This window comes from Agromyces sp. NPDC055520 (genome assembly GCF_053619715.1).
Map to the genome: position 1 here is coordinate 146,617 of NZ_JBSHJY010000001.1, position 19,041 is coordinate 165,657.

The 19,041-nt window shown below is 71.3% G+C and carries 19 protein-coding genes; 12 read left to right on the top strand and 7 right to left on the bottom strand.

Annotated features, from left to right (window positions below; translation table 11 throughout):
* Positions 1 to 21 precede the first annotated feature (21 nt).
* The 6 genes from ACWGST_RS00660 to ACWGST_RS00685 all read left to right on the top strand — a co-directional run bounded on the left by ACWGST_RS00660 (position 22) and on the right by ACWGST_RS00685 (position 4,691).
* Positions 22 to 1,536: an aminopeptidase P family protein gene (locus tag ACWGST_RS00660; RefSeq protein WP_452044712.1), complete on the top strand. Its 1,515-nt coding sequence runs from the start codon at positions 22 to 24 to the stop codon at positions 1,534 to 1,536.
* A 209-nt stretch (positions 1,537 to 1,745) separates the two neighbouring features.
* Positions 1,746 to 2,153, top strand: a complete 408-nt coding sequence (gene rpsP / locus ACWGST_RS00665; RefSeq protein WP_375833741.1) for a 30S ribosomal protein S16 — start codon at positions 1,746 to 1,748, stop codon at positions 2,151 to 2,153.
* 4 nt (positions 2,154 to 2,157) lie between these two features.
* Positions 2,158 to 2,394, top strand: a complete 237-nt coding sequence (locus tag ACWGST_RS00670) for an RNA-binding protein (RefSeq protein WP_022891825.1) — start codon at positions 2,158 to 2,160, stop codon at positions 2,392 to 2,394.
* 1 nt (position 2,395) lies between these two features.
* Complete coding sequence (rimM, locus tag ACWGST_RS00675) at positions 2,396 to 3,031, top strand: ribosome maturation factor RimM (protein WP_452044713.1); 636 nt, start codon at positions 2,396 to 2,398, stop codon at positions 3,029 to 3,031.
* Between the two features lie 7 nt (positions 3,032 to 3,038).
* On the top strand, positions 3,039 to 3,728 hold the full coding sequence (gene trmD, locus ACWGST_RS00680) for a tRNA (guanosine(37)-N1)-methyltransferase TrmD (RefSeq protein ID WP_452044714.1): 690 nt from the start codon (positions 3,039 to 3,041) through the stop codon (positions 3,726 to 3,728).
* Between the two features lie 183 nt (positions 3,729 to 3,911).
* Positions 3,912 to 4,691 (top strand): sirohydrochlorin chelatase, encoded by a 780-nt coding sequence (locus ACWGST_RS00685; RefSeq protein WP_452044715.1) that lies wholly within the window; start codon positions 3,912 to 3,914, stop codon positions 4,689 to 4,691.
* A 6-nt stretch (positions 4,692 to 4,697) separates the two neighbouring features.
* Here the strand turns inward: ACWGST_RS00685 and ACWGST_RS00690 are convergent, their stop codons facing one another.
* The 6 genes from ACWGST_RS00690 to nirB form a co-directional block, all read right to left on the bottom strand.
* A complete protein-coding gene (locus ACWGST_RS00690; RefSeq protein WP_452044716.1) occupies positions 4,698 to 6,311 on the bottom strand; it encodes an FAD-dependent oxidoreductase in 1,614 nt (537 codons plus the stop codon).
* The gene (locus ACWGST_RS00695) at positions 6,308 to 8,419 is read right to left on the bottom strand and encodes a molybdopterin oxidoreductase family protein (protein WP_452044717.1); all 2,112 of its coding nucleotides are present in this window, start codon (positions 8,417 to 8,419) and stop codon (positions 6,308 to 6,310) included. Before ACWGST_RS00695 ends, ACWGST_RS00690 begins: the two co-directional genes overlap by 4 nt.
* Before the next feature lie 11 nt (positions 8,420 to 8,430).
* Positions 8,431 to 9,867 (bottom strand): MFS transporter, encoded by a 1,437-nt coding sequence (locus ACWGST_RS00700; RefSeq protein WP_452044718.1) that lies wholly within the window; start codon positions 9,865 to 9,867, stop codon positions 8,431 to 8,433.
* Between the two features lie 143 nt (positions 9,868 to 10,010).
* Positions 10,011 to 11,141, bottom strand: a complete 1,131-nt coding sequence (locus ACWGST_RS00705) for a uroporphyrinogen-III synthase (RefSeq protein ID WP_452044719.1) — start codon at positions 11,139 to 11,141, stop codon at positions 10,011 to 10,013.
* On the bottom strand, positions 11,138 to 11,905 hold the full coding sequence (gene cobA, locus ACWGST_RS00710) for a uroporphyrinogen-III C-methyltransferase (RefSeq protein WP_452044720.1): 768 nt from the start codon (positions 11,903 to 11,905) through the stop codon (positions 11,138 to 11,140). The genes ACWGST_RS00705 and cobA overlap by 4 nt, the downstream gene beginning before the upstream one ends.
* On the bottom strand, positions 11,902 to 14,514 hold the full coding sequence (gene nirB, locus ACWGST_RS00715; RefSeq protein ID WP_452044721.1) for a nitrite reductase large subunit NirB: 2,613 nt from the start codon (positions 14,512 to 14,514) through the stop codon (positions 11,902 to 11,904). Before nirB ends, cobA begins: the two co-directional genes overlap by 4 nt.
* A gap of 303 nt (positions 14,515 to 14,817) precedes the next feature.
* Between nirB and nirD the strand changes: the two genes are divergently transcribed.
* Positions 14,818 to 15,168 carry a nitrite reductase small subunit NirD gene (gene nirD / locus ACWGST_RS00720; RefSeq protein WP_376923345.1) on the top strand — a complete coding sequence of 117 codons (351 nt, stop codon included), beginning with the start codon at positions 14,818 to 14,820 and terminating at the stop codon, positions 15,166 to 15,168.
* A 48-nt stretch (positions 15,169 to 15,216) separates the two neighbouring features.
* Here the strand turns inward: nirD and map are convergent, their stop codons facing one another.
* A complete protein-coding gene (gene map / locus ACWGST_RS00725; protein ID WP_452044722.1) occupies positions 15,217 to 15,984 on the bottom strand; it encodes a type I methionyl aminopeptidase in 768 nt (255 codons plus the stop codon).
* Between the two features lie 73 nt (positions 15,985 to 16,057).
* On the opposite strand from map, the gene ACWGST_RS00730 reads away from it, so the two are divergent.
* The 5 genes from ACWGST_RS00730 (at position 16,058) to ACWGST_RS00750 (ending at position 18,986) form a co-directional block, all read left to right on the top strand.
* The gene (locus ACWGST_RS00730) at positions 16,058 to 16,579 is read left to right on the top strand and encodes a hypothetical protein (protein WP_452044723.1); all 522 of its coding nucleotides are present in this window, start codon (positions 16,058 to 16,060) and stop codon (positions 16,577 to 16,579) included.
* Positions 16,580 to 16,800: 221 nt separating this feature from the next.
* Positions 16,801 to 17,148 carry a 50S ribosomal protein L19 gene (rplS, locus tag ACWGST_RS00735; RefSeq protein WP_056009567.1) on the top strand — a complete coding sequence of 116 codons (348 nt, stop codon included), beginning with the start codon at positions 16,801 to 16,803 and terminating at the stop codon, positions 17,146 to 17,148.
* Positions 17,149 to 17,228: 80 nt separating this feature from the next.
* Positions 17,229 to 17,975 (top strand): signal peptidase I, encoded by a 747-nt coding sequence (gene lepB, locus ACWGST_RS00740; protein WP_452044724.1) that lies wholly within the window; start codon positions 17,229 to 17,231, stop codon positions 17,973 to 17,975.
* A 1-nt stretch (position 17,976) separates the two neighbouring features.
* A complete protein-coding gene (locus ACWGST_RS00745) occupies positions 17,977 to 18,657 on the top strand; it encodes a ribonuclease HII (protein WP_452044725.1) in 681 nt (226 codons plus the stop codon).
* A gap of 5 nt (positions 18,658 to 18,662) precedes the next feature.
* A complete protein-coding gene (locus ACWGST_RS00750) occupies positions 18,663 to 18,986 on the top strand; it encodes a DUF2469 family protein (protein WP_022891843.1) in 324 nt (107 codons plus the stop codon).
* The last annotated feature ends 55 nt before the right edge of the window (positions 18,987 to 19,041 follow it).

Genomic DNA, 19,041 nt, shown 5'->3' on the forward strand with positions numbered 1-19,041 from the left:
CGTGCCGATGAAAGGATCCGAATGACCGAGCACACCCACACCCACCAGCCCGCCGGCGGGGGAGCCGCGGCATCCTCGATGCCCGCCCCCGCCGAGCGCGACCCGCGGATGCCGCGGCTCGCGCAGTCGCCGGGGTTCAACGAGTCGATGCTCAGCGGCTGGGGCACGCCGGATCGCACGCCGGTGATCCCGTCGGGAGCCGCGCTCGCGGCGCACCACCACCGCGCACGCCTCGCCGAGGCACTGCCCGGCCGCACGATCGCCATCTCCGCCGGACGTGCGCCGGTGCGTGCGAACGACACGAGCTTCGAGTTCCGCGCCGACAGCGACTTCCTCTGGCTCCTCGGCTGCGGCATCGAAGACGCGGTGCTCGTGATCGAGTCCGTGCCGGGCGGCCACGACGCCACGCTGTACCTGCCCGCGCCCTTCCGGCCGGGCGACGACGGGTTCCACGCCGACCCGCTCCGGGGCGAGCTCTGGGTCGGGCCGATGCCGGGCCTCGCGGAGTACGCCGAGGCGCTCGACGTGCGCACCCGCCGCATCGAGGAGCTCGTGCTGCGCGACGACACCCTCGTCGCCGGTGCGCCCACGCCGGTCGGGCCGGCAGCCGCCGCGCTCGCCGCGAACCCGCGCTCGGCCGAGCTCCGGCGCGTGCTCGCCGAGCTCCGGATGATCAAGGACGAGTGGGAGATCGCCGAGCTCGCGGCCGCCGTCGCCTCGACCGAGCAGGGGTTCGCCGCGATGGCGCGCGAGCTCTCCTCGGCCATCGAATGGGGCGGCGAGCGCTGGCTGCAGGGCACCTTCGACCGCTACGCGCGCGCGGTCGGCAACGGCCCGGGGTACGCCTCGATCGTCGGGTCCGGCGCCCACGCGCCGATCCTGCACTGGGTCCGCGCCGACGGCGCTATCGACCCGGCGGAGCTGCTGCTGCTCGATGTCGGCGTCGAACGGCCGTCCGGGTTCACGGCCGACGTCACGCGCACCATCCCTGCCGGCGGCACGTTCACCTCGGCGCAGCGCGCCGTGCACGACCTCGTCGAGGCGTCGCACCGGGCCGGGCTCGCCGCGGTCGGGCCGGGCCGCCAGTGGTCCGACTTCCACGCCGCCAGCATGGAGGTCATCGCGCGGGGCCTCCACGACTGGGGGATGCTCCCCGTCTCCGTCGACGAGGCGCTCGCCCCCGACGGGCAGCAGCACCGCCGCTACATCGTGTGCGGCGTCGGGCACCACCTCGGCATCGACGTGCACGACTGCGCGGGGTCGAGCTACGCCGCCTACCAGGGGGCCGTGATGCAGCCCGGCATGGCGCTCACGGTCGAGCCCGGGCTCTACTTCCACGCGTTCGACGAGACGGTGCCGCCCGAGCTCCGCGGGCTCGGCGTTCGCATCGAGGACGACCTCGTGGTGACGGCGACCGGGCACGACGTGCTCTCGAGCGGTCTCCCGATCGACGCAGCTGGCCTCGAAGCCTGGTTGGCGACGGCGCGTTCGGGGGAGCCGTCGTCAACGGCCCGACCGGCGCTCACCGGCTCCTGATCTCCGGGTGCCGGGCGTTCCGATGCCACTCGTGGGACGCCCGGCACGGTTCGATTCTCGTTTCGGCGGGGAATCTGCAAGAATGATCAGTCGAGTTCTGTATCGCCCGACCCTCTATCAGGCGCGCAGAACCCCTTTGAGCTTCCGCCGAGTGTGCACCCCACGCTCACGGCTGTCAGTTCGCCAACTCACAACATTTCAGGAGAATTGTGGCTGTCAAGATCCGTCTCAAGCGTCTCGGCAAGATCCGTGCGCCGTACTACCGCATCGTCGTCGCCGACTCGCGCACCAAGCGCGACGGTCGCGTGATCGAGGAGATCGGCAAGTACCACCCCACCCAGAACCCCTCGTTCATCGAGGTCGACTCCGACCGTGCGCAGTACTGGCTCTCCGTCGGCGCGCAGCCGACCGAGCAGGTCGCCGCGATCCTCAAGCTCACGGGCGACTGGGGCAAGTTCAAGGGCGACAAGAACGCCGTCTCGACGGTTCAGGTCGCTGAGCCGAAGGCCGCCTTCGTGGCCGACGAGAAGAAGAAGCCCGTGCTGAAGCCCAAGGCCGAGAAGCCTGCGGCCAAGGTCGAAGAGGCTCCCGCCGAGACCGCGGCAGACGAGGCGTAAAGCCTTGCTCCAGTCCGCGCTCGAACACCTCGTCAAGGGGATCGTCGATCACCCCGACGAAGTGAAGGTCGTCTCCGCGTCGAGCGCACGTGGCGAGGTCCTCGAGGTTCATGTGAACCCCGAGGACCTCGGTCGCGTGATCGGCCGAGCCGGCCGCACCGCGAAGGCGCTCCGCACGCTCGTCACCGCTCTCGCCGACGGCCGCCGCGTTCGCGTCGACGTCGTCGACACCGACGACTGACGTGGCCGACACTTCCGGTACACAGCTCCGGGTCGGGCGCCTGCTGAAGGCGCACGGCCTGAAGGGCGCCATCAAGATCGAGCTCTACACCGACGACCCCGACCGTCGCTTCGTGCCGGGCGCGGAGTTCTCGCTGCAGGTGCCGGGCGACTCGCCCTGGCACGGCAAGAGCATCACGCTCCGTGAGCTCCGCTGGTACAACGGGCACGCCGTCGGCTTCTTCGAGGGCGTCGACGACCGCACCGAGGCCGAGGGCCTCGCCAAGGCGATCCTCTGGGTCTCGCACGTCGAAGAAGAGGCGCAGGAAGACGACGCCTGGTACGACCACCAGCTCATCGGCCTCGCGGTCGTCCGCGACGGCGAGCGGGTGGGCGAGGTCTCGCACGTCGAGCACTTCCCCGCGCAAGACCTGCTGATCGTCAAGACCGGCAGCGGCGAGGTCATGGTGCCGTTCGTCGCGGCCATCGTGCCCGAGGTCGATCTCGCGGCGGGCACGGTCACCGTGACGCCGCCCCCGGGACTCTTCGAAGAGCTGCCCGAGGTCGAGCCGGCCGCCGAGGCCGCTCCTGCAGTCGCTCCCGTCGAGACCGCCGAGACGGATGCCGCAGCGCCCGCCGAGGCCGACCGCGACGAGTAGTCCGCCGATGCGCGTCGACATCGTCACGATCTTCCCCGAGTTCTTCTCGGTGCTCGACCTGTCGCTGCTCGGCAAGGCACGGCAGTCGGGCCTCATCGAGGTGACGGCGCACGATCTGCGCGACGCCACCCACGACCGCCATCGCACGGTCGACGACACCCCGTACGGCGGCGGCGCCGGCATGGTCATGAAGCCCGAGCCGTGGGGCGAGGCGATCGACGGCATCGTGGGCGACGGGGCATCCGATGCCCTGCTCATCGTGCCGTCGCCCGCCGGCGAGCCGTTCACCCAGCAGATCGCCCGCGAACTCGCCGCCGAAGAGCACCTCGTGTTCGCCTGCGGCCGCTACGAGGGCATCGACCAGCGCGTCGTCGACCATTACGCGACTCGCATGCGCGTGCGACTCATCAGCCTCGGCGACTACGTGCTGAACGGCGGCGAGGTCGCCGTCATGGCGATGATCGAGGCGGCCGGCCGGCTCGTGCCGGGCGTCGTCGGCAACCCCGAGAGCCTCGTCGAGGAGTCACACGAAGACGGCCTGCTCGAGTACCCGAGCTACACCAAGCCGGCGTCGTGGCGCGGGCTCGAGGTGCCCCCGGTGCTGCTCTCGGGCAATCACGGCGCGATCGCCGAGTGGCGCCGCGAGCAGCAGATCGAGCGCACGCGGCGCGTGCGCCCCGAGCTCCTCGGCGAGTAGCGCCGGAAGCTCGCCCGGCATCAGCCGCTTCGGCGAGTAGCAGCACCGAGGCTCACCGGGTGCCCTCGGCGTGAGCCGTTCTTCACCTGCCGGAAACACGTGGGAGCGGAGCGCGAAACACGCCCTCCCTAGCGTCGAATCGGCGGGTGAGACCGGTTCCCGCCGGAGAGCGCGGGTCAGCACATGGTCGGGTCGGAAGTCGTCGGCGCCGCGACGGAGCACATCGAGGCGCATCCGCTCAGGCTCGTCGCCGTCACCCACGGGGCGCCGTCGAGCGCCAACCGCGAGGCGGTGATCCGGCTCGTCGACGGCGTGGCCTCCGCGAGCCCCGATCTCGACGTCTCCATCAGCTTCGTCGACGCGAGCCGGTCGGATGTCGCGGCGGCCCTCGGTCCCGACGCCCAGGAGGGCGCGGTCATCGTGCCGCTCGTGCTCTCCGCGGGCTTCCACGTGCGCACCGGGCTCTCGCTCGGGCTCGACGGGCGCGGCCCTGCAGCGGTTTCGCGCACGGGCACGCGACTCGCCGCCGAGCTCGGCCCCGACGACCGCATCGTCGACGTGCTGGCCGAGCGGCTGGGCAGGCTCCAGCTCGCCGACACCGACGCCGTGGTCCTCGCAGCGGCCGGTTCCAACGACCCCCGCGCGGTGCGCGAGTGCTTCGAGACCGCCCGTCGCCTCGGGCACCGACTCGGCCGATCGGTCACCGTCGGGTTCATCGCCGCGGCGATTCCGCGATTGCACGACGCCATCGAGATGATCCGCGAGGTGCACCCAGGGGTGCGGGTGGTGGTCGGCAGTTACCTGCTGGCACCCGGCACCTTCTACGACACCGCGGCATCCGTCGGCGCCGACGCGATCGCGGCGCCGCTCCTGCTCCCCGACGAGGCGGCGCCTCGCCAGCTCGTCGAGCTGGTGCTCGATCGGTACCGAGACGTCGCCGCCGCACGACTCGAGCGGGCGTGAGCCTGCTCAGGCGGTGACGCTCGGCGACTCGTCGGCCTCGGCCGCGCGGGCGAGGATCTCGGCGATGCGCCCCTTGCATCCGCCGCAGCCGGTGCCCGCACGGGTCTCGCGGCCGACGCCCTCGACCGTCGCGACGCCGCACGCGGCGGCCTCCTCGATGCGTCCCACGGTGACCCCGTTGCACCAGCAGACGGTTGCGGCCGGGGCGAAGGCGTCGGCGTCGGTGCTCGGGTCGTAGTCGGGGCCGTCGAACCGCAGCAGCACCGATCGATCGGCCGGCAGCTCACCGCGGCGCTCGAACAGCAGGGTGAGCTCGGCGGCGGTGCGCGGCATCCCGACGCTCACGAACCCCGTGAGTGCGCCGTCCTCCGTCACCATCTTCACGTAGCGCAGGTGCTCGGGATCGGCCCACTGCGAGACCCGTCGTCGGGGGTGCAGGGCGTCGTCGTCCCACGGATCCGCCGAGATGTCGCCGACGGCGACGACGTCGATGTGCTCGGCCTTCAGCATCACGATCGCGTCGCGCTCGGCTGGCGCCGCGGCATCCGCGGCATCCGCGGGACTGCGTCCCGTCGTCGAAAACGACGCTGCGAGCCATTCCGCCTGCCTCCAGCCCGGCCCGATGAGTCCGGAGGGAGCGCCGGGGAGCACGCGCTGCCCGGCGAGTTCCGCGGTGCGCTCGACGACCTGCGCGCAATCGCCGATGGCGTACACGTCGGGATCCGTCCAGCTCGCGAGGCCGGGGCCGACGACGACGCCGACGGCCGTACGGAGGCCCGCGAGCGTCGCGAGCTCGTTGCGGGGGCTCACCCCGCACGAGAGCACGAGCAGGTCGCCGCGCAGCTGCTTGCCGTCGGCGGTGACGACCATGTCGAAGCGGCGCACGCCGTCGTCGTCGGTGCGGAACGCCACGGCTTCCGCCCGGCTGTGGGCGACCACGGTGACGCCCGATCGGCGCAGGGCCGCGCGCAGCACGAGGCCGCCGCCGCGGTCGAGGTTGCGCGGCATCGGGTGGGGGCCGTGGTGCACGACGCAGACCTGGGCGCCGGCGTGGGCGGCGGCGAGCGCGAGTTCGAGGCCGAGCACGCCAGCGCCGAGCACGATGATGCGCTTGCGGGCCCGAACGGCGTCGAGCACGCGTTCGGCGTCGGCGAGGTCGCGGAGTGCGGTGATGCCCGCGGGCAGGGCGTCGTCGCGGGCGACGAGCTGCTTCGCGTACTTCTGCAGCGAGTCGAGGTCGCGGCGGTGGCGTTCGACCCCGTCGAGGGTCGGCACGTTCGCCCGCGACCCGGTCGCGAGCACGAGCCGGTCGTACTCGAGCGCTTCGCCGGAGTCGAGGTGCACGATCCGCGCCGATCGGTCGATCGAGGTCGCCGCGACGCCGAGCAGCACGCGCGCGCCGGCCGCCTCCGCTGCCGCGTGATCGCCCACGAGCATCGCGTCGAGTCCGGTGTTCCCGACGGCGTACTCGGCGACGAGCACGCGGTTGTACGCCTCGACGTCTTCGCCGGCGACGACGGTGAGCGCGAGGGTGCCGTTCGCGACGGCCGGCAGCAGTTCGTCGACGAACCGCGCGCCGACGGGGCCGTAGCCGATGAGCACGATCCGCTGCGGGTTCACGCCGTCACCTCCAGCTCGACGAGGCGTGCGAGCCGCACGAGGTTGGTCTTGAACTCGGGCATCGCCGAGACGGGGTCGACCGCGTCGGACGTCAGCAGGTTCGCCGCCTGCTCGTCGCCGTAGTGGAACGGCACGAAGACGGCGTCGGGCCGGATGTCGGTCGTGAGCCGCGCCCGGCAGCGCACCGTTCCCCTCGCGTTCGAGAGCTCGACGAGCTCGCCGTCGGCGACTCCGAGGCGTTCGGCGGTCGACGGATGCAGCGAGGCCCGTGCCTCGGGCTGGGCCTCGGCGAGCTCGGGCACCCGGCGCGTCTGCGCGCCGCTCTGGTAGTGCTCGAGCAGGCGACCGGTCACGAGCGTGAGCTCGCCCGGGAGCGGCGCGGGGTGCGCCGACGCCCGCACCGAGACCGGCACGAGCCGTGCGAGTCCGTCGGGATGGGCGAACCGGTCGGCGAAGAGGCGCGGGGTGCCCGTGCCGCCGCGCGGATACGGCCAGTACGCGGCGTCGCCCCGGTCGAGCATGGCGTAGTCGATGCCCGAGTAGTCGGCGATGCCGCCCTCCGAAGCGAGGCGCAGCTCCTCGAAGACGAGCTCGGGGTCGACGTCGAAGGTCGCGGTGCACTCGAGGCGCCGGGCGAGCTCCGCGAGGATCCAGAGTTCGTCGCGCACGCCGCCCGGCGGCGTGATCGCACGGCGGCGACGGATGACCCGGCCCTCGAGCGAGGTCATCGTGCCCTCCTCCTCGGCCCACTGCGTGATCGGCAGCACGACGTCGGCGAGCGCCGCCGTCTCGGAGAGGAAGAAGTCGCAGACGACGAGGAGGTCGAGCGCGGCGATCCGCTCGCGCACGTTCGCGACGTTCGGCGACGAGACGACGAGGTTCGATCCGTGCACGAGGAGCGCATGCACGCCGCCGGGTTCGCCGAGCGACTGCAGGAGCTCGACCGCCGGGACGCCGGGACCGGGAAGGTCGTCGGGCGCGACCCCCCACACCCGCGCGACGTGCGCCCGAGCCTCGGGATCGGTGATCTTGCGGTACCCGGGCAGCTGATCGCACTTCTGGCCGTGCTCGCGCCCGCCCTGGCCGTTGCCCTGGCCGGTGAGCGTGCCGTAGCCGCTGCCGATGCGCCCGGGCAGGCCGAGGAGCAGCGCGAGGTTGATCGCGGCCGTCGCCGTGTCGGTGCCGTCGACGTGCTGCTCGACGCCGCGGCCCGTCAGGATGTAGACGTTCCCGCCCGAGGCGAGCCGTCGCGCGAGGCGGCGCAGCGTCAGCGCGGGCACCCCGGTCGCGGACTGCACGCGCTCGGGCCACCACGACGCGACACCGCGGCGGATCGCCTCGAACCCGGTCGTGCGCGCTGCGACGTAGTCGAGGTCGACGAGCCGCTCGGCGATGACGATGTGGATGAGCCCCAGCAGGAGTGCGAGGTCGGTGCCGGGCATCGGCTGCAGGTGCAGGCCCCTGCCGTCGTCGGCGAGCCGGGCGGTCGCGGTGCGGCGCGGGTCGACCACGACGAGGCCGCCGGCGGCCTGCGCACCTGCCAGGTGGCCGATGAACGGCGGCATCGTCTCGGCGACGTTCGTGCCGAGCAGCAGGATCGTGTCGGCGCCGTCGAGGTCGTCGAGCGGGAACGGCAGGCCGCGGTCCACTCCGAACGCGCGATTGCCCGCTGCCGCTGCCGACGACATGCAGTAGCGGCCGTTGTAGTCGATGCGGCTCGTGCCGAGCGCGAGCCGCGCGAACTTGCCGAGCAGGTAGGCCTTCTCGTTCGTGAGCCCGCCGCCGCCGAAGACGCCGACCGCGTCGGGTCCGTGAGCCTGTCGGACGCCGCGGAGCGATGCCGCGACGAGATCGAGCGCCTCCTCCCAGCCCGCCTCGCGCAACACGCCGTCGGCGCGCCGCACGAGCGGGGCGCCGAGACGGGATGGAGCGCGGAGGAGCTCCGCCGACGTCCAGCCCTTCTTGCAGAGCCCGCCCCGGTTGGTCGGGAAGTCCCGCCCTGCGACGGTCACCGGTGCCGCCGCGGCATCCGGAGCCTGCACCGTCGTGAGGGTCATGGCGCACTGCAGCGCGCAGTACGGGCAGTGCGTGTCGGCGGAGCTGCTCATCCGGACTCGATTCAGATCTTGTGGTCGCGCAGACGGCTGGAGCGCACGTAGACGGTGTAGGTGAGCACGAGGAGCGCGACGTACCCGGCGATGAAGCCCAGGAAGGCGCCGGCGTAACCGCCCGTGGTCTGGTACGAGAGGTTCAGCACCTGCGGAATGAGAAAGCCGCCGTACGCGCCGATCGCCGAGATCAGCCCGAGTGCCGCGGCGGCCTTGCGCTGGGTCGACACGTCGCCCGCATCCGCTCCCGCCCCGCCGCCGCGCACGGCGAACACCACGGGCACCATGCGATAGGTCGAGCCGTTGCCGATGCCCGCTGCGGCGAACAGGAGCAGGAAGCATCCGAGGAAGAGCCAGAAGTTGCCGAGCGGGAGCGTGAGCAGCACGCCGACCGTGATCGTGCCCATCGCGGCGAAGGCGAGCATCGTGATGCGCGCCCCGCCGAAGCGGTCGGAGAGGCGCCCGCCGTACGGACGGGCGAGTGAGCCGACCAGCGCACCGAGGAACGCCAGGGTGATCGAGGCGCCGCCGATCGGCACGGTCGCGAACTCGGGGAACTGGTCGGCGATGAGCTTCGGGAAGACGCTCGCGAAGCCGATGAACGAGCCGAACGTGCCGATGTAGAGCAGCGAGAGCACCCAGAGGTGCGGTTCGCGCAGCGCAGCCGCCGAGCCCGCGAAGTCGGCTTTCGCGTTCGAGATGTTGTGCATGCGGCGCGCGGCGCCGATCATCGCGACGAGGATCAGCGGCACCCAGATCCAGCCCGCGAGCGGAAGGTTCAGCGCGGCGCCCGCACCGATCGTGACGACGATCGGCACGACGAACTGGGCGACGGATGCCCCGAGGTTGCCGCCCGCTGCGTTCAGCCCGAGCGCCCAGCCCTTCTCCCGCTGCGGGAAGAAGAACGTGATGTTCGACATCGAGCTCGCGAAGTTGCCGCCGCCGAAGCCCGCGAGCGCGGCCACGAGCAGAAGCACGCCGAACGGCGTCTCGGGGTTGCCGACGACGATCGCGAGGAGGATCGCGGGGATGAGGAGGAGACCGGCCGAGATGATCGTCCAGTTGCGCCCGCCGAACCGCGGCACGAGGAACGAGTAGGGGATGCGCAGCGTCGCACCGACGAGGCTCGGGATCGAGATGAGCCAGAAGATCTCACCGGTCGAGAGGTCGAAGCCGGCGGCCGGAAGCGTGACGGCGACGATCGACCAGAGCTGCCAGACGACGAAGCCGAGGAACTCGGCGAAGATCGACCAGCGCAGGTTGCGGCGGGCGATCACCCGACCCTGCGACTCCCACTGGGCGTGGTCCTCGGGGTCCCAGTTCTCGATCCAGCGGCCGGGCCGGAGCGCGAGGGGCGGCGCCGCCGACGTCGACGGCGGCATCGAGTGTGGATCGATGCCCGGCGATGCGGTGACGGGCGGGGGAGCTGCGTTCACGGTGTCGGTCATCGGTGCCTCCGGGGATGGTCGGTCGCGGGTCGAGCTGGTGTCGTGCTCGACGCTATTCGCGGCGTGTTTCCGCAGCGGGTGCCGGTCGTAAACCCTGTGTCTCCACCTGCTCACCCTGTGCAGCAAGGCATGTGAGGCGGGAGTCAGACATCGATCCGGTACCCGCGCTTGACCACCGTGGCGATGAGACCGGGCACGCCGAGCGTCTGACGGAGGCGGCTGAGAGCCACTTCGAGGGCGTGCTCGTCGTCGGTGCCCGGCAGCGCGGCGGTGAGCCGGTCGCGAGCCACGACGGAGCCTCGCCCGAGCACGAGCGCGCGGAGGATCATGAGGGCGACGGGCGCGAGCGCGACTCGCCGATCATCGACGTCGACGACCGAGCCGCGGAGTTCGAGCGGCCCGTGGCGAGTGTCGAGCCGCAGCACCCGCTCCGATTCGAGGTGCTCGCAGACCAGCCTGATGAGCGCCCCCATGCGGAATCGCTCGGGCTGGATCGGCGCGATGCCCGCCGCGATGAGCGGCGCCGCGGTGACGGGCCCGACGGCCGCCGCCACGACCGGTCCGCACATCGCGTCGATGAGGTCTTCGAGCCGGCCGCGCACCTCGGCCGCGGCGAAGAGCGCGTGCACCGCGGGCGCGCTCGTGAACGTGATGCAGTCGAGCCCGCCGGTGCAGGCGGCTTCGATGAGCCGGTCGACCCGCTCATCGGTCTCGTCGGGCTCGATCCAGCGGTACGGTTCGACGGTCAGCACGCGGTCGTGGGCGTCGCGCAGGCGATCGAGCTGCGACGGGTTCAGGAACCCGTGCAGCTGCACGGCGACCGTGAGGCCCGCCGGCCTGGTGGCGAGCACCTCGTCGATGAGCGACTCGGTCGTCTCCTCGGCGCTCATCCCGACGTCGTTCAGTCCGGCGGCACGGATGCCTCCGCGCGCCTTCGGCCCGCGCACGAGGATCGCCGTGTCGGAGAGCGCGTCGACGAGATCCTCGCCGAGCCCGGCGGCGTCGGCGACCTCGAACCAGCGGCGCACCCCGTAGGCGGTCGTGGCGAGCAGCACGTCGGGACGGGCCTCGATCATCGCGCGGGTGTCGGCGATGACGGGGTCGTCGCTGACGGCGTTCGCCATGCGGAGCGTCGGCGCGTGCAGCACGTGCGCTCCTCGACGCACGAGCGCGTCGATGAGGTCGCCCGATCGTCGATCACTCGTGACGCCGATGCGGAAGCCCTCGAGCTGGTCGGGCCGGAACCCGGGCGGGAGCTCGATGAGGTCGGTCATGCGCCGACCGCCGCAGCCCGCTGCATGAGCTCGGCCGCGCCGGCGTCGCCGTCGTGGGCGAGTCGCACGACCTCGCCGATCACGACGACGGCCGGGGAGGCGACGCGTGCTCGGCCGGCCGCGACGACGATGCCGGCGAGGTCGGCGATCGTCGTGCGCTGGTCGCTGCCGAAGCCCCGCTCGATGATCGCGACGGGCATCTGCGACGACATGCCGTACCTGGCGAGACCCGCGGTCAGCGAGGGCAGCGAGTTCACGCCCATGAGCACGACGATCGTGCCGCCGAGCCCGGCGAGGTGCTCCAGTTCCGGCTCGGTGAGCGGCGCATGGCCGGAGACCACGGTGAACAGATGGCTGATGCCGCGGTGCGTGAGCGGGATGCCGGCAGCGCCGGGAACCGCCACGGCACTCGTGACCCCGGGGATCACCTCGACGGGAACGCCCGCAGCGTGGCAGGCGAGCACCTCCTCGCCGCCGCGACCGAGCACGTAGGGGTCCCCGCCCTTCAACCGCACGACGTGCCGGCCGGCGAGCGCATGCGAGACGAGGAGCGCCTCGATCTCGTGCTGCGGAACTGCGTGGTGGCCGGGTCGCTTGCCGACGTCGACGAGCTCGGCACCGGGAGCCAGTTCACGCAGGCGTCCGTGCGGGGCGAGCCGGTCGAAGAGCACGACGTCGGCGTCGCCGAGGGCGCGTGCCGCGGCGAGCGTCAGCAGGTCCTCCCGGCCGGGGCCGCCGCCGACCAACGTGACCCGGCCGGTCATGCGCCGGCTCCGCGCACCGGGATGCTGGGCCCCGAGACGAGCACGGCGTCGCCGCGCTCGCGCTCGTCGGCCGTGGCCGGGCGGAACTGCTCTCGCTCGGGCACCCGCGCGATCGTGGGGTCGGGCACGTTCGGCGCGTTCACGAAGGAACGGAAGCGCCGCAGCCGTTCGGGGTCTGCGAGGGTCGCCGCCCACTCGTCTTCATAGGTGTCGACGTGGGCGGCCATCGCCTGCTCGAGTTCGTCGGCGAGGCCGAGCGAGTCGTGCACGACGACGTCGCGCACGTGGTCGACGCCGCCCTCGAGGTCCTCGATCCATCGCGCCGTGCGCTGCAGCCGGTCGGCGGTGCGCACGTAGTACATGATGTAGCGGTCGATGTAGCGGAGGAGCGTCTCGTCGTCGAGGTCGCTCGCGAGCAACTGGGCGTGCGAGGGCTGGAAGCCGCCGTTGCCGCCGACGTACATGTTCCAGCCCTGGTCGGTCGCGATCACGCCGACATCCTTCGCCCTCGCCTCGGCGCACTCGCGGGCGCAACCCGAGACGCCGAACTTCAGCTTGTGCGGCGATCGGAGGCCGCGGTATCGCAGCTCCAGCTGCACGGCCATCGCCACCGAGTCCTGCACGCCGTAGCGGCACCAGGTCGAGCCGACGCAGCTCTTCACGTTGCGCAGTGCCTTGCCGTAGGCCTGGCCCGACTCGAATCCGGCATCGACGAGCTGCCTCCAGATCTCGGGGAGCTGGTCGAGCCGTGCGCCGAAGAGGTCGATGCGCTGGCCGCCCGTGATCTTCGTGTACAGCCCGAAGTCCGTCGCGACCCGCGCGATCACGGCGAGCTTCTGCGGCGTGATCTCGCCCGCGGGGATGCGGGGCACGACCGAGTAGGTACCGTCCTTCTGCATGTTCGCCATGGCGCGGTCGTTCGTGTCCTGCAGGCCGCCGCGGCCGCCGTCGAGGATGTACGAGCCGTGCTGCGTCGCGAGGATCGACCCGACGACGGGCTTGCAGACGTCGCAGCCGCGGCCGGTGCCGAACCGAGCGACGATCTCGTCGAATGACGTGAGCTCGAGCACGCGCACCGACTCGAAGAGCTCCTGGCGCGAGAGCGCGAAGTGCTCGCAGAGCGCACGCGAGGGCGTGATGCCCGACTTCTTCAGCTCCGACTCGAGCAGCTTCTTCACGAGGGGCACGCACGAGCCGCACTGCATGCCGGCCCGGGTGCAGGCCTTCAGGGCCCCGAGCTCGGCGCACCCCTCCGCGTGATCGGCGTGGGCGCCGCCGACGGCGTCGCGGATGGTGCCAGCGCTCACGTTGTTGCACGCACAGACGAGCGCTGCGGCGGGCAGCTCGTCGCCGCCCGGCGCCTCCATGCCCGACGCCGAGAGGTACGCTGCCGGCTCGCTCGAGAGCTGCGTGCCGAGCAGGGGGCGCAGCGACGCGTACGGCGAGGCGTCGCCGACGAAGATGCCGCCGAGGAGCGTCTTCGCATCGGAGGTGACCACGAGCTTCTGGTACAGGCCGCGTGCCGGGTCGGCGTAGACGATCTCGAGCGCCTGCTCGGAGCGCGCGAGCGCGTCGCCGAAGCTCGCGACGTCGACGCCCGAGAGCTTCAGCTTCGTCGCGTCGTCGACGCTCGTGAACTCCGCGGCGCCGCCGAGCAGTCGATCGGCCACGACCTCGGCCATCGCGTTGGCGGGGGCGACGAGCCCGGTGCAGCGGCCGTCGAAGCTCGCGACCTCGCCGATCGCCCAGACATGGGCGGCGGATGTCGCGCACGCCGTGCTGATCGCGATGCCGCCGCGCGGGCCGAGCTCGAGCCCGAGGTCGCGCGCCAGCTCGTCGCGAGGGCTGATGCCGATCGCGAAGATCACGAGGTCGGCGTCGATGCGGCGCCCGTTGGTCAATTCGACGCCGACGACGGCGTCGCCCTCGGCCAGCACGGCGGCCGGTCGGGTGCCGAGGTGCAGGCCGATGCCCTGGCTTGCGATGATGCGGCCGAGCGCGCGCCCCGCGCCTTCGTCGAGCTGGGCCGACATGAGCCAGCCGCCCGAATGCACGACCGCGGTGTGCGCGCCGAGCTTGGCGAGGCCGCCCGCGGCCTCGAGCCCGAGCAGGCCGCCCCCGGCGACCACCACCTGCGCGGGGCGGCCACGACGCACCGCGAGCTCGCGGGTCTCGGCCACGAGGGCGTCGACGTCGTCGATCGTGCGGTAGACGCGGGCGAGTTCGCTGCCCGGGAGCTCGGGCACCGGTGCGCTCGAGCCCGTGGCGAAGACGAGTTCGTCCCAGTGCAGGGCACGGCCGCTCGAAGTGGTCGCCGTGTGCGCGCCGCGGTCGACGTCGACGACGCGCTCGCCGGTGACGAGCCGGATGTGCTCGTCGTCCCACATCGACGAGGGCTGCAGCGTCAGGTCTGCCGCGCCATCCGCGAGTCGCGTGCTGAGCGCGACCCGGTCGTACGGATGGTGCAGCTCCTCGCCGACGACCGTGACGCGCAGTGCGCGGGCGGTGTCGCGGGCGTGCAGGCTGTCGGCGAGGCGGTGCGCCGCGGGTCCGCCGCCGATGATGACGACGTCTCGTACGCCGACATCCTCTTGGGTGCTCTCGATCATGGCCGCCTCCGGGGCTCGATTGAGGCGAGCACATGGCTGCCTCCGGGACTCGATTGAGGCGAGCGTGCATGGCTGCCTCCGGGACTCGATTGAGGCGAGCGTGCATGGCTGCCTCCGGGACTCGATTGAGGCGAGCGTACGACCGGCCGGTTTCCGCCCTGTTTCGGGGCGGTAACCGAAGCGGTGCACTGGCGCACGTGCGGCGAGGCGCGATGTGAGGACGGTTTCACACCGCCGAAACATGCGGATGCCGCGGGGGAAACACCCCGAACCTAGCCTCGGAGGAACGTGAGAGGAGCCGGCATGTCGCTGACGATGGAGACGACCACGACGTGGGTGCCGACGTGCGAGGTCGCCGAGCTCGAGCCGGGCTGGGGCGAGGTCGCGCTGCTGGGGCGCACGCAGGTCGCCCTGCTCCGCCTCGACGAGGAGGAGGTGTACGCGGTGGACCACCACGACCCGCACACGGGCGCACCCGTGATGGCCAGGGGCATCCTCGGCTCTCGAGGCGACCGGCCGACGATCGCATCGCCGTTGCACAAGGAGGTCTACGACCTCGGCACGGGGGAGTGCTTCACCGACAGCGCGCTCGCGCTGCGGACCTATCGCACCCGGATCGTCGGCGGCATGATCGAGGTCGAACTCGAGCGCTGAGCCCTTCGCGCACTTCCTCGCGCGGGCTCAGCCGAAGGCGCGAGCGCTTCAGGAACGCTGGGTGAGCACGATCGGGTCGCCGTCGGTGATCGCGATCGTGTGCTCCGAGTGCGCCCCGCGCGATCCGTCGGCGCTGCGGAGGGTCCATCCGTCGGGATCGGTGAAGATGCGATCGGTGGTCGCGAGGAACCACGGCTCGATCGCGACCACGAGACCCGGCTTCAACGGCAGACCCCGACCGGGGCGCCCGTTGTTCGGGATGTGCGGGTCGCCGTGCATCGTGCGACCGACGCCGTGGCCGCCGAAGTCGGTGTTGATCGAGTAGCCCTCGGCCTTCGCGACATCCGCGATCGCCCGTGAGACGTCGCCGATGCGGTTGCCCGTGCGCGCTGCCGCGATGCCGGCGTCGAGCGCCCGGCGGGTCGTGTCGATGAGGCGCAGGTCTTCGTCGCGGGGCGTGCCGACGACGATCGAGATCGCCGAGTCGGCGACCCATCCGTTCACCGACGCTGCGAAGTCGAGGCTCAGCAGGTCGCCGTCGCGCAGCCGGTAGTCGTGGGGGAGCCCGTGCAGCACCGCGTCGTTGACCGAGGTGCAGATGACCTTGCCGAACGGGCTCGCGCCGAACGAGGGGTGGTAGTCGATATAGCAGCTCTCGGCGCCCGCTTTGCGGATCATCTCATGCGCGAGCGCGTCGAGTTCGAGCAGGTTCACTCCGACCGCGGCGGCGGCCGACGTGGCCTCCAGCACGCTCGCCACGAAGCGGCCGGCGGGCCGCATCTCCTCGATCTCTGCAGGGGTCCGAAGTTCAATCACGAGTCCATTCTGTCGGCTCCGCCCTGAGTGAACACCCGGCGCGCGCACAGCCGGGGCGGAATACCCTTGGAACATGCTCCTGCGGCGCGCACTCTACAGATGGCAGCTGATCTCGATCGTCGTGCTGCCGGTGTGGCTCGCGGTGGGCTGGGCGATCTTCGGCGGCGGTGGCTGGGGCACGCTCGGGCTCGTCATCGTGGTGCCCGTCGCCTTCATCGTGCTCGGCGTCGTGGCCCTCCTCACGAACGTGCGGCCCACCGTGCGCCGAGAGCGCGCACTCTCGTGGATCGACGTCGGCGTGCTCACGGCCTGGCAGCTCTCGATCATCGGCACCGGCTTCTACGGTGCGTCCGCGACGACCTTCGGCGTGCTCGCGATCCTGCTCGCCATCGCGGCGTTCTGGGTCGCCCTGTGGCAGCTCGTCACCGACGGCGCCAGCCGCATGAAGGCCTCGATGGCCGAGTTCGAGCGGCTCGCCGGTGAGCAGCAGGGCGGCGCGGCGGGCGCGAACGGCCAGGCGGGGCCCGGCGCCCGGCGACCGCCGTTCGACGACGGGGGAGACGACGTGATCATCATCCACGAGGTCCGCGAGTAGCGTTCACCCGCGCGAGGACACGGGCGCACGAGACATCCGTCACCCGGCTTTCGATCGCTTTTTGGTCGCTGGGGCTCCGGCATGGCAGAATAGACGATTGTGCCGCCGCAGGTCTCTGCCTCCGGGGAGCGCGCACGCACGATTCCTCGTGCGAGGCGGCACCAGAACTTCCATCCAATGATCCGCGTTCGACCGGTTGCGGGCGCAGAGAGCGAACCACCATGCACATTCTCGACCACGTCGACGCCGCGAGCCTGAGGTCGGATGTTCCCGACTTCCGCCCCGGCGACACCGTCAAGGTGCACGTCAACATCATCGAAGGCACGCGCGCGCGCATCCAGGTCTTCCAGGGCGTCGTCATCGGCCGCCAGGGCGAGGGCGTCCGCGAGACCTTCACGGTCCGCAAGGTCAGCTTCCAGGTCGGCGTCGAGCGCAAGTTCCCGGTGCACTCGCCCGTGATCGATCACATCGAGGTCGTCACCCGTGGTGACGTGCGTCGTGCGAAGCTGTACTACCTGCGCAAGCTCCGCGGCAAGAAGGCGAAGATCAAGGAGAAGCGCGACGCCTGATCCGCTCTGCGGATCGCGGTCGACGCGAACTCTTCCCGAGCTCCCCACCCCTAGACTGGGTGGGGAGCTCGGGCGGTTAAATGACAGACGAAGACACAGGCACGCGAACGGATCGCGCGGTTTCGGCGACGCCGAGCAGACGACGAAGCGTGCTGCTGTTCCTTCGAGACCTGCTGGTCATCTTCGTGGTGGCGGTGCTGGTCTCGTTCCTCATCAAGACGTTCCTCATCAGATCGTTCTTCATCCCGTCGCAGTCGATGGAGGAGACGCTGGTGCAAGACGATCGCATCATCGTCAACCAGCTGGTGCCCGACGTGACGCCGCTCGAACGCGGCGACGTCGTCGTCTTCAGAGACCCGGGCGGGTGGCTTCCGGCTCGTGAAGACCCCGAGCAGCCGCCGCTCGTCGCCGCCGTCGACTGGTTCATGTCGTTCGTGGGGCTCTCGGCACCCGACTCGAACGACCACCTCGTCAAGCGCCTCATCGGCCTGCCCGGCGACCACGTCGTCTGCTGCAACGCCCTCGGTCAGATGAGCGTCAACGGCGTGCCGCTCGACGAACCCTACGTCGCGCTGCCGCCCGGCGACACGAAGGTCTCGGCCGACGACTTCGACGTCGTGGTTCCCAAGGGCTCGCTCTGGGTCATGGGCGACAACCGCTACAACTCGAAAGACTCCCGGTACAACGGCGACACGCCGCTCAAGGGCTTCGTGCCGATCGACAACGTCGTCGGCCGTGCGTTCGTCGTGAGCTGGCCGGTCGACCACTGGGCATGGCTCGGCAACTACCCAGAGACCTTCGACGGGGTCGAAGAGGCCGGCGACTGACATGGCGCCCGCAGCCGTGCCCTCGCTTCGCGTCGAGCGCGAGATGCTGGCCGACGCCCCGATGCTGCTCGCGTGCGACGAGGTGGGCCGCGGCGCGCTCGCCGGCCCGGTCACGATCGGTCTCGTGCTCATCGATTCGGCCGCCCGGCGGATGCCGGCAGGCCTGCGCGACTCGAAGCTGCTCAGCGAGCCGCGCCGTGAGGCGGTGGCGCCGCGGGCCGCGGCCTGGGTTCGGGCGTCGGCGGTGGGCAACGCCAGCGCGGCCGAGATCGACGAGCTCGGCATCATGGCCTGCCTCGGCCTCGCCGGCGCGCGAGCCTTCGCCGAGCTCTCGGCGGCCAACGAGCTCGTCGACGACGTGCCGCTGCTGCTCGACGGCAACCACGACTGGCTGAGCGCGTCGATCGAGCGGCGCGCTCGAGTCGTCACCCGCATCAAGGCCGACCGCGACTGCGCTTCGGTGGCCGCGGCATCCGTCATCGCCAAAGTGCACCGCGACCGATTCATGCGCCGCGCCCATGACGAACGCCCGCTGTACGCGTGGGACGAGAACAAGGGCTACTCGAGTCGGGCGCACTTCGAGGCCATCGCCGAGCACGGTGCGAGCGAGCTGCACCGCACCACCTGGCTGCACGATCGCGTCGTGCCGACGCCGACCCTCTTCGACCTCAGCGTAGGATGAGTGCGATGGATGAGGACGAGTTCGAAGACTACGACCGCGAGGTCGAGCTGGCCCTGTATCGGGAGTACCGCGACATCGTGTCGCAGTTCAAGTACGTGGTCGAGACCGAGCGACGGTTCTACCTCGCCAACGAGGTCGAACTCGTGCGCCGAGACACCGAGCACGACTTCTACTTCGAGCTGACGATGAAAGACGTCTGGGTCTGGGACGTCTATCGTGCCGACCGCTTCGTGAAGTCGGTGCGCGTGCTCACCTTCAAAGACGTCAACGTCGAAGAGCTCGCCACGCGCGAGTTCGAGTTGCCGAAAGAGCTTGCGCTCGACGAGTAGCACTCTGTCTCCACAGGCACGATCTTCGCGCGTTCTCCACCGCTGAGCCGTTGCC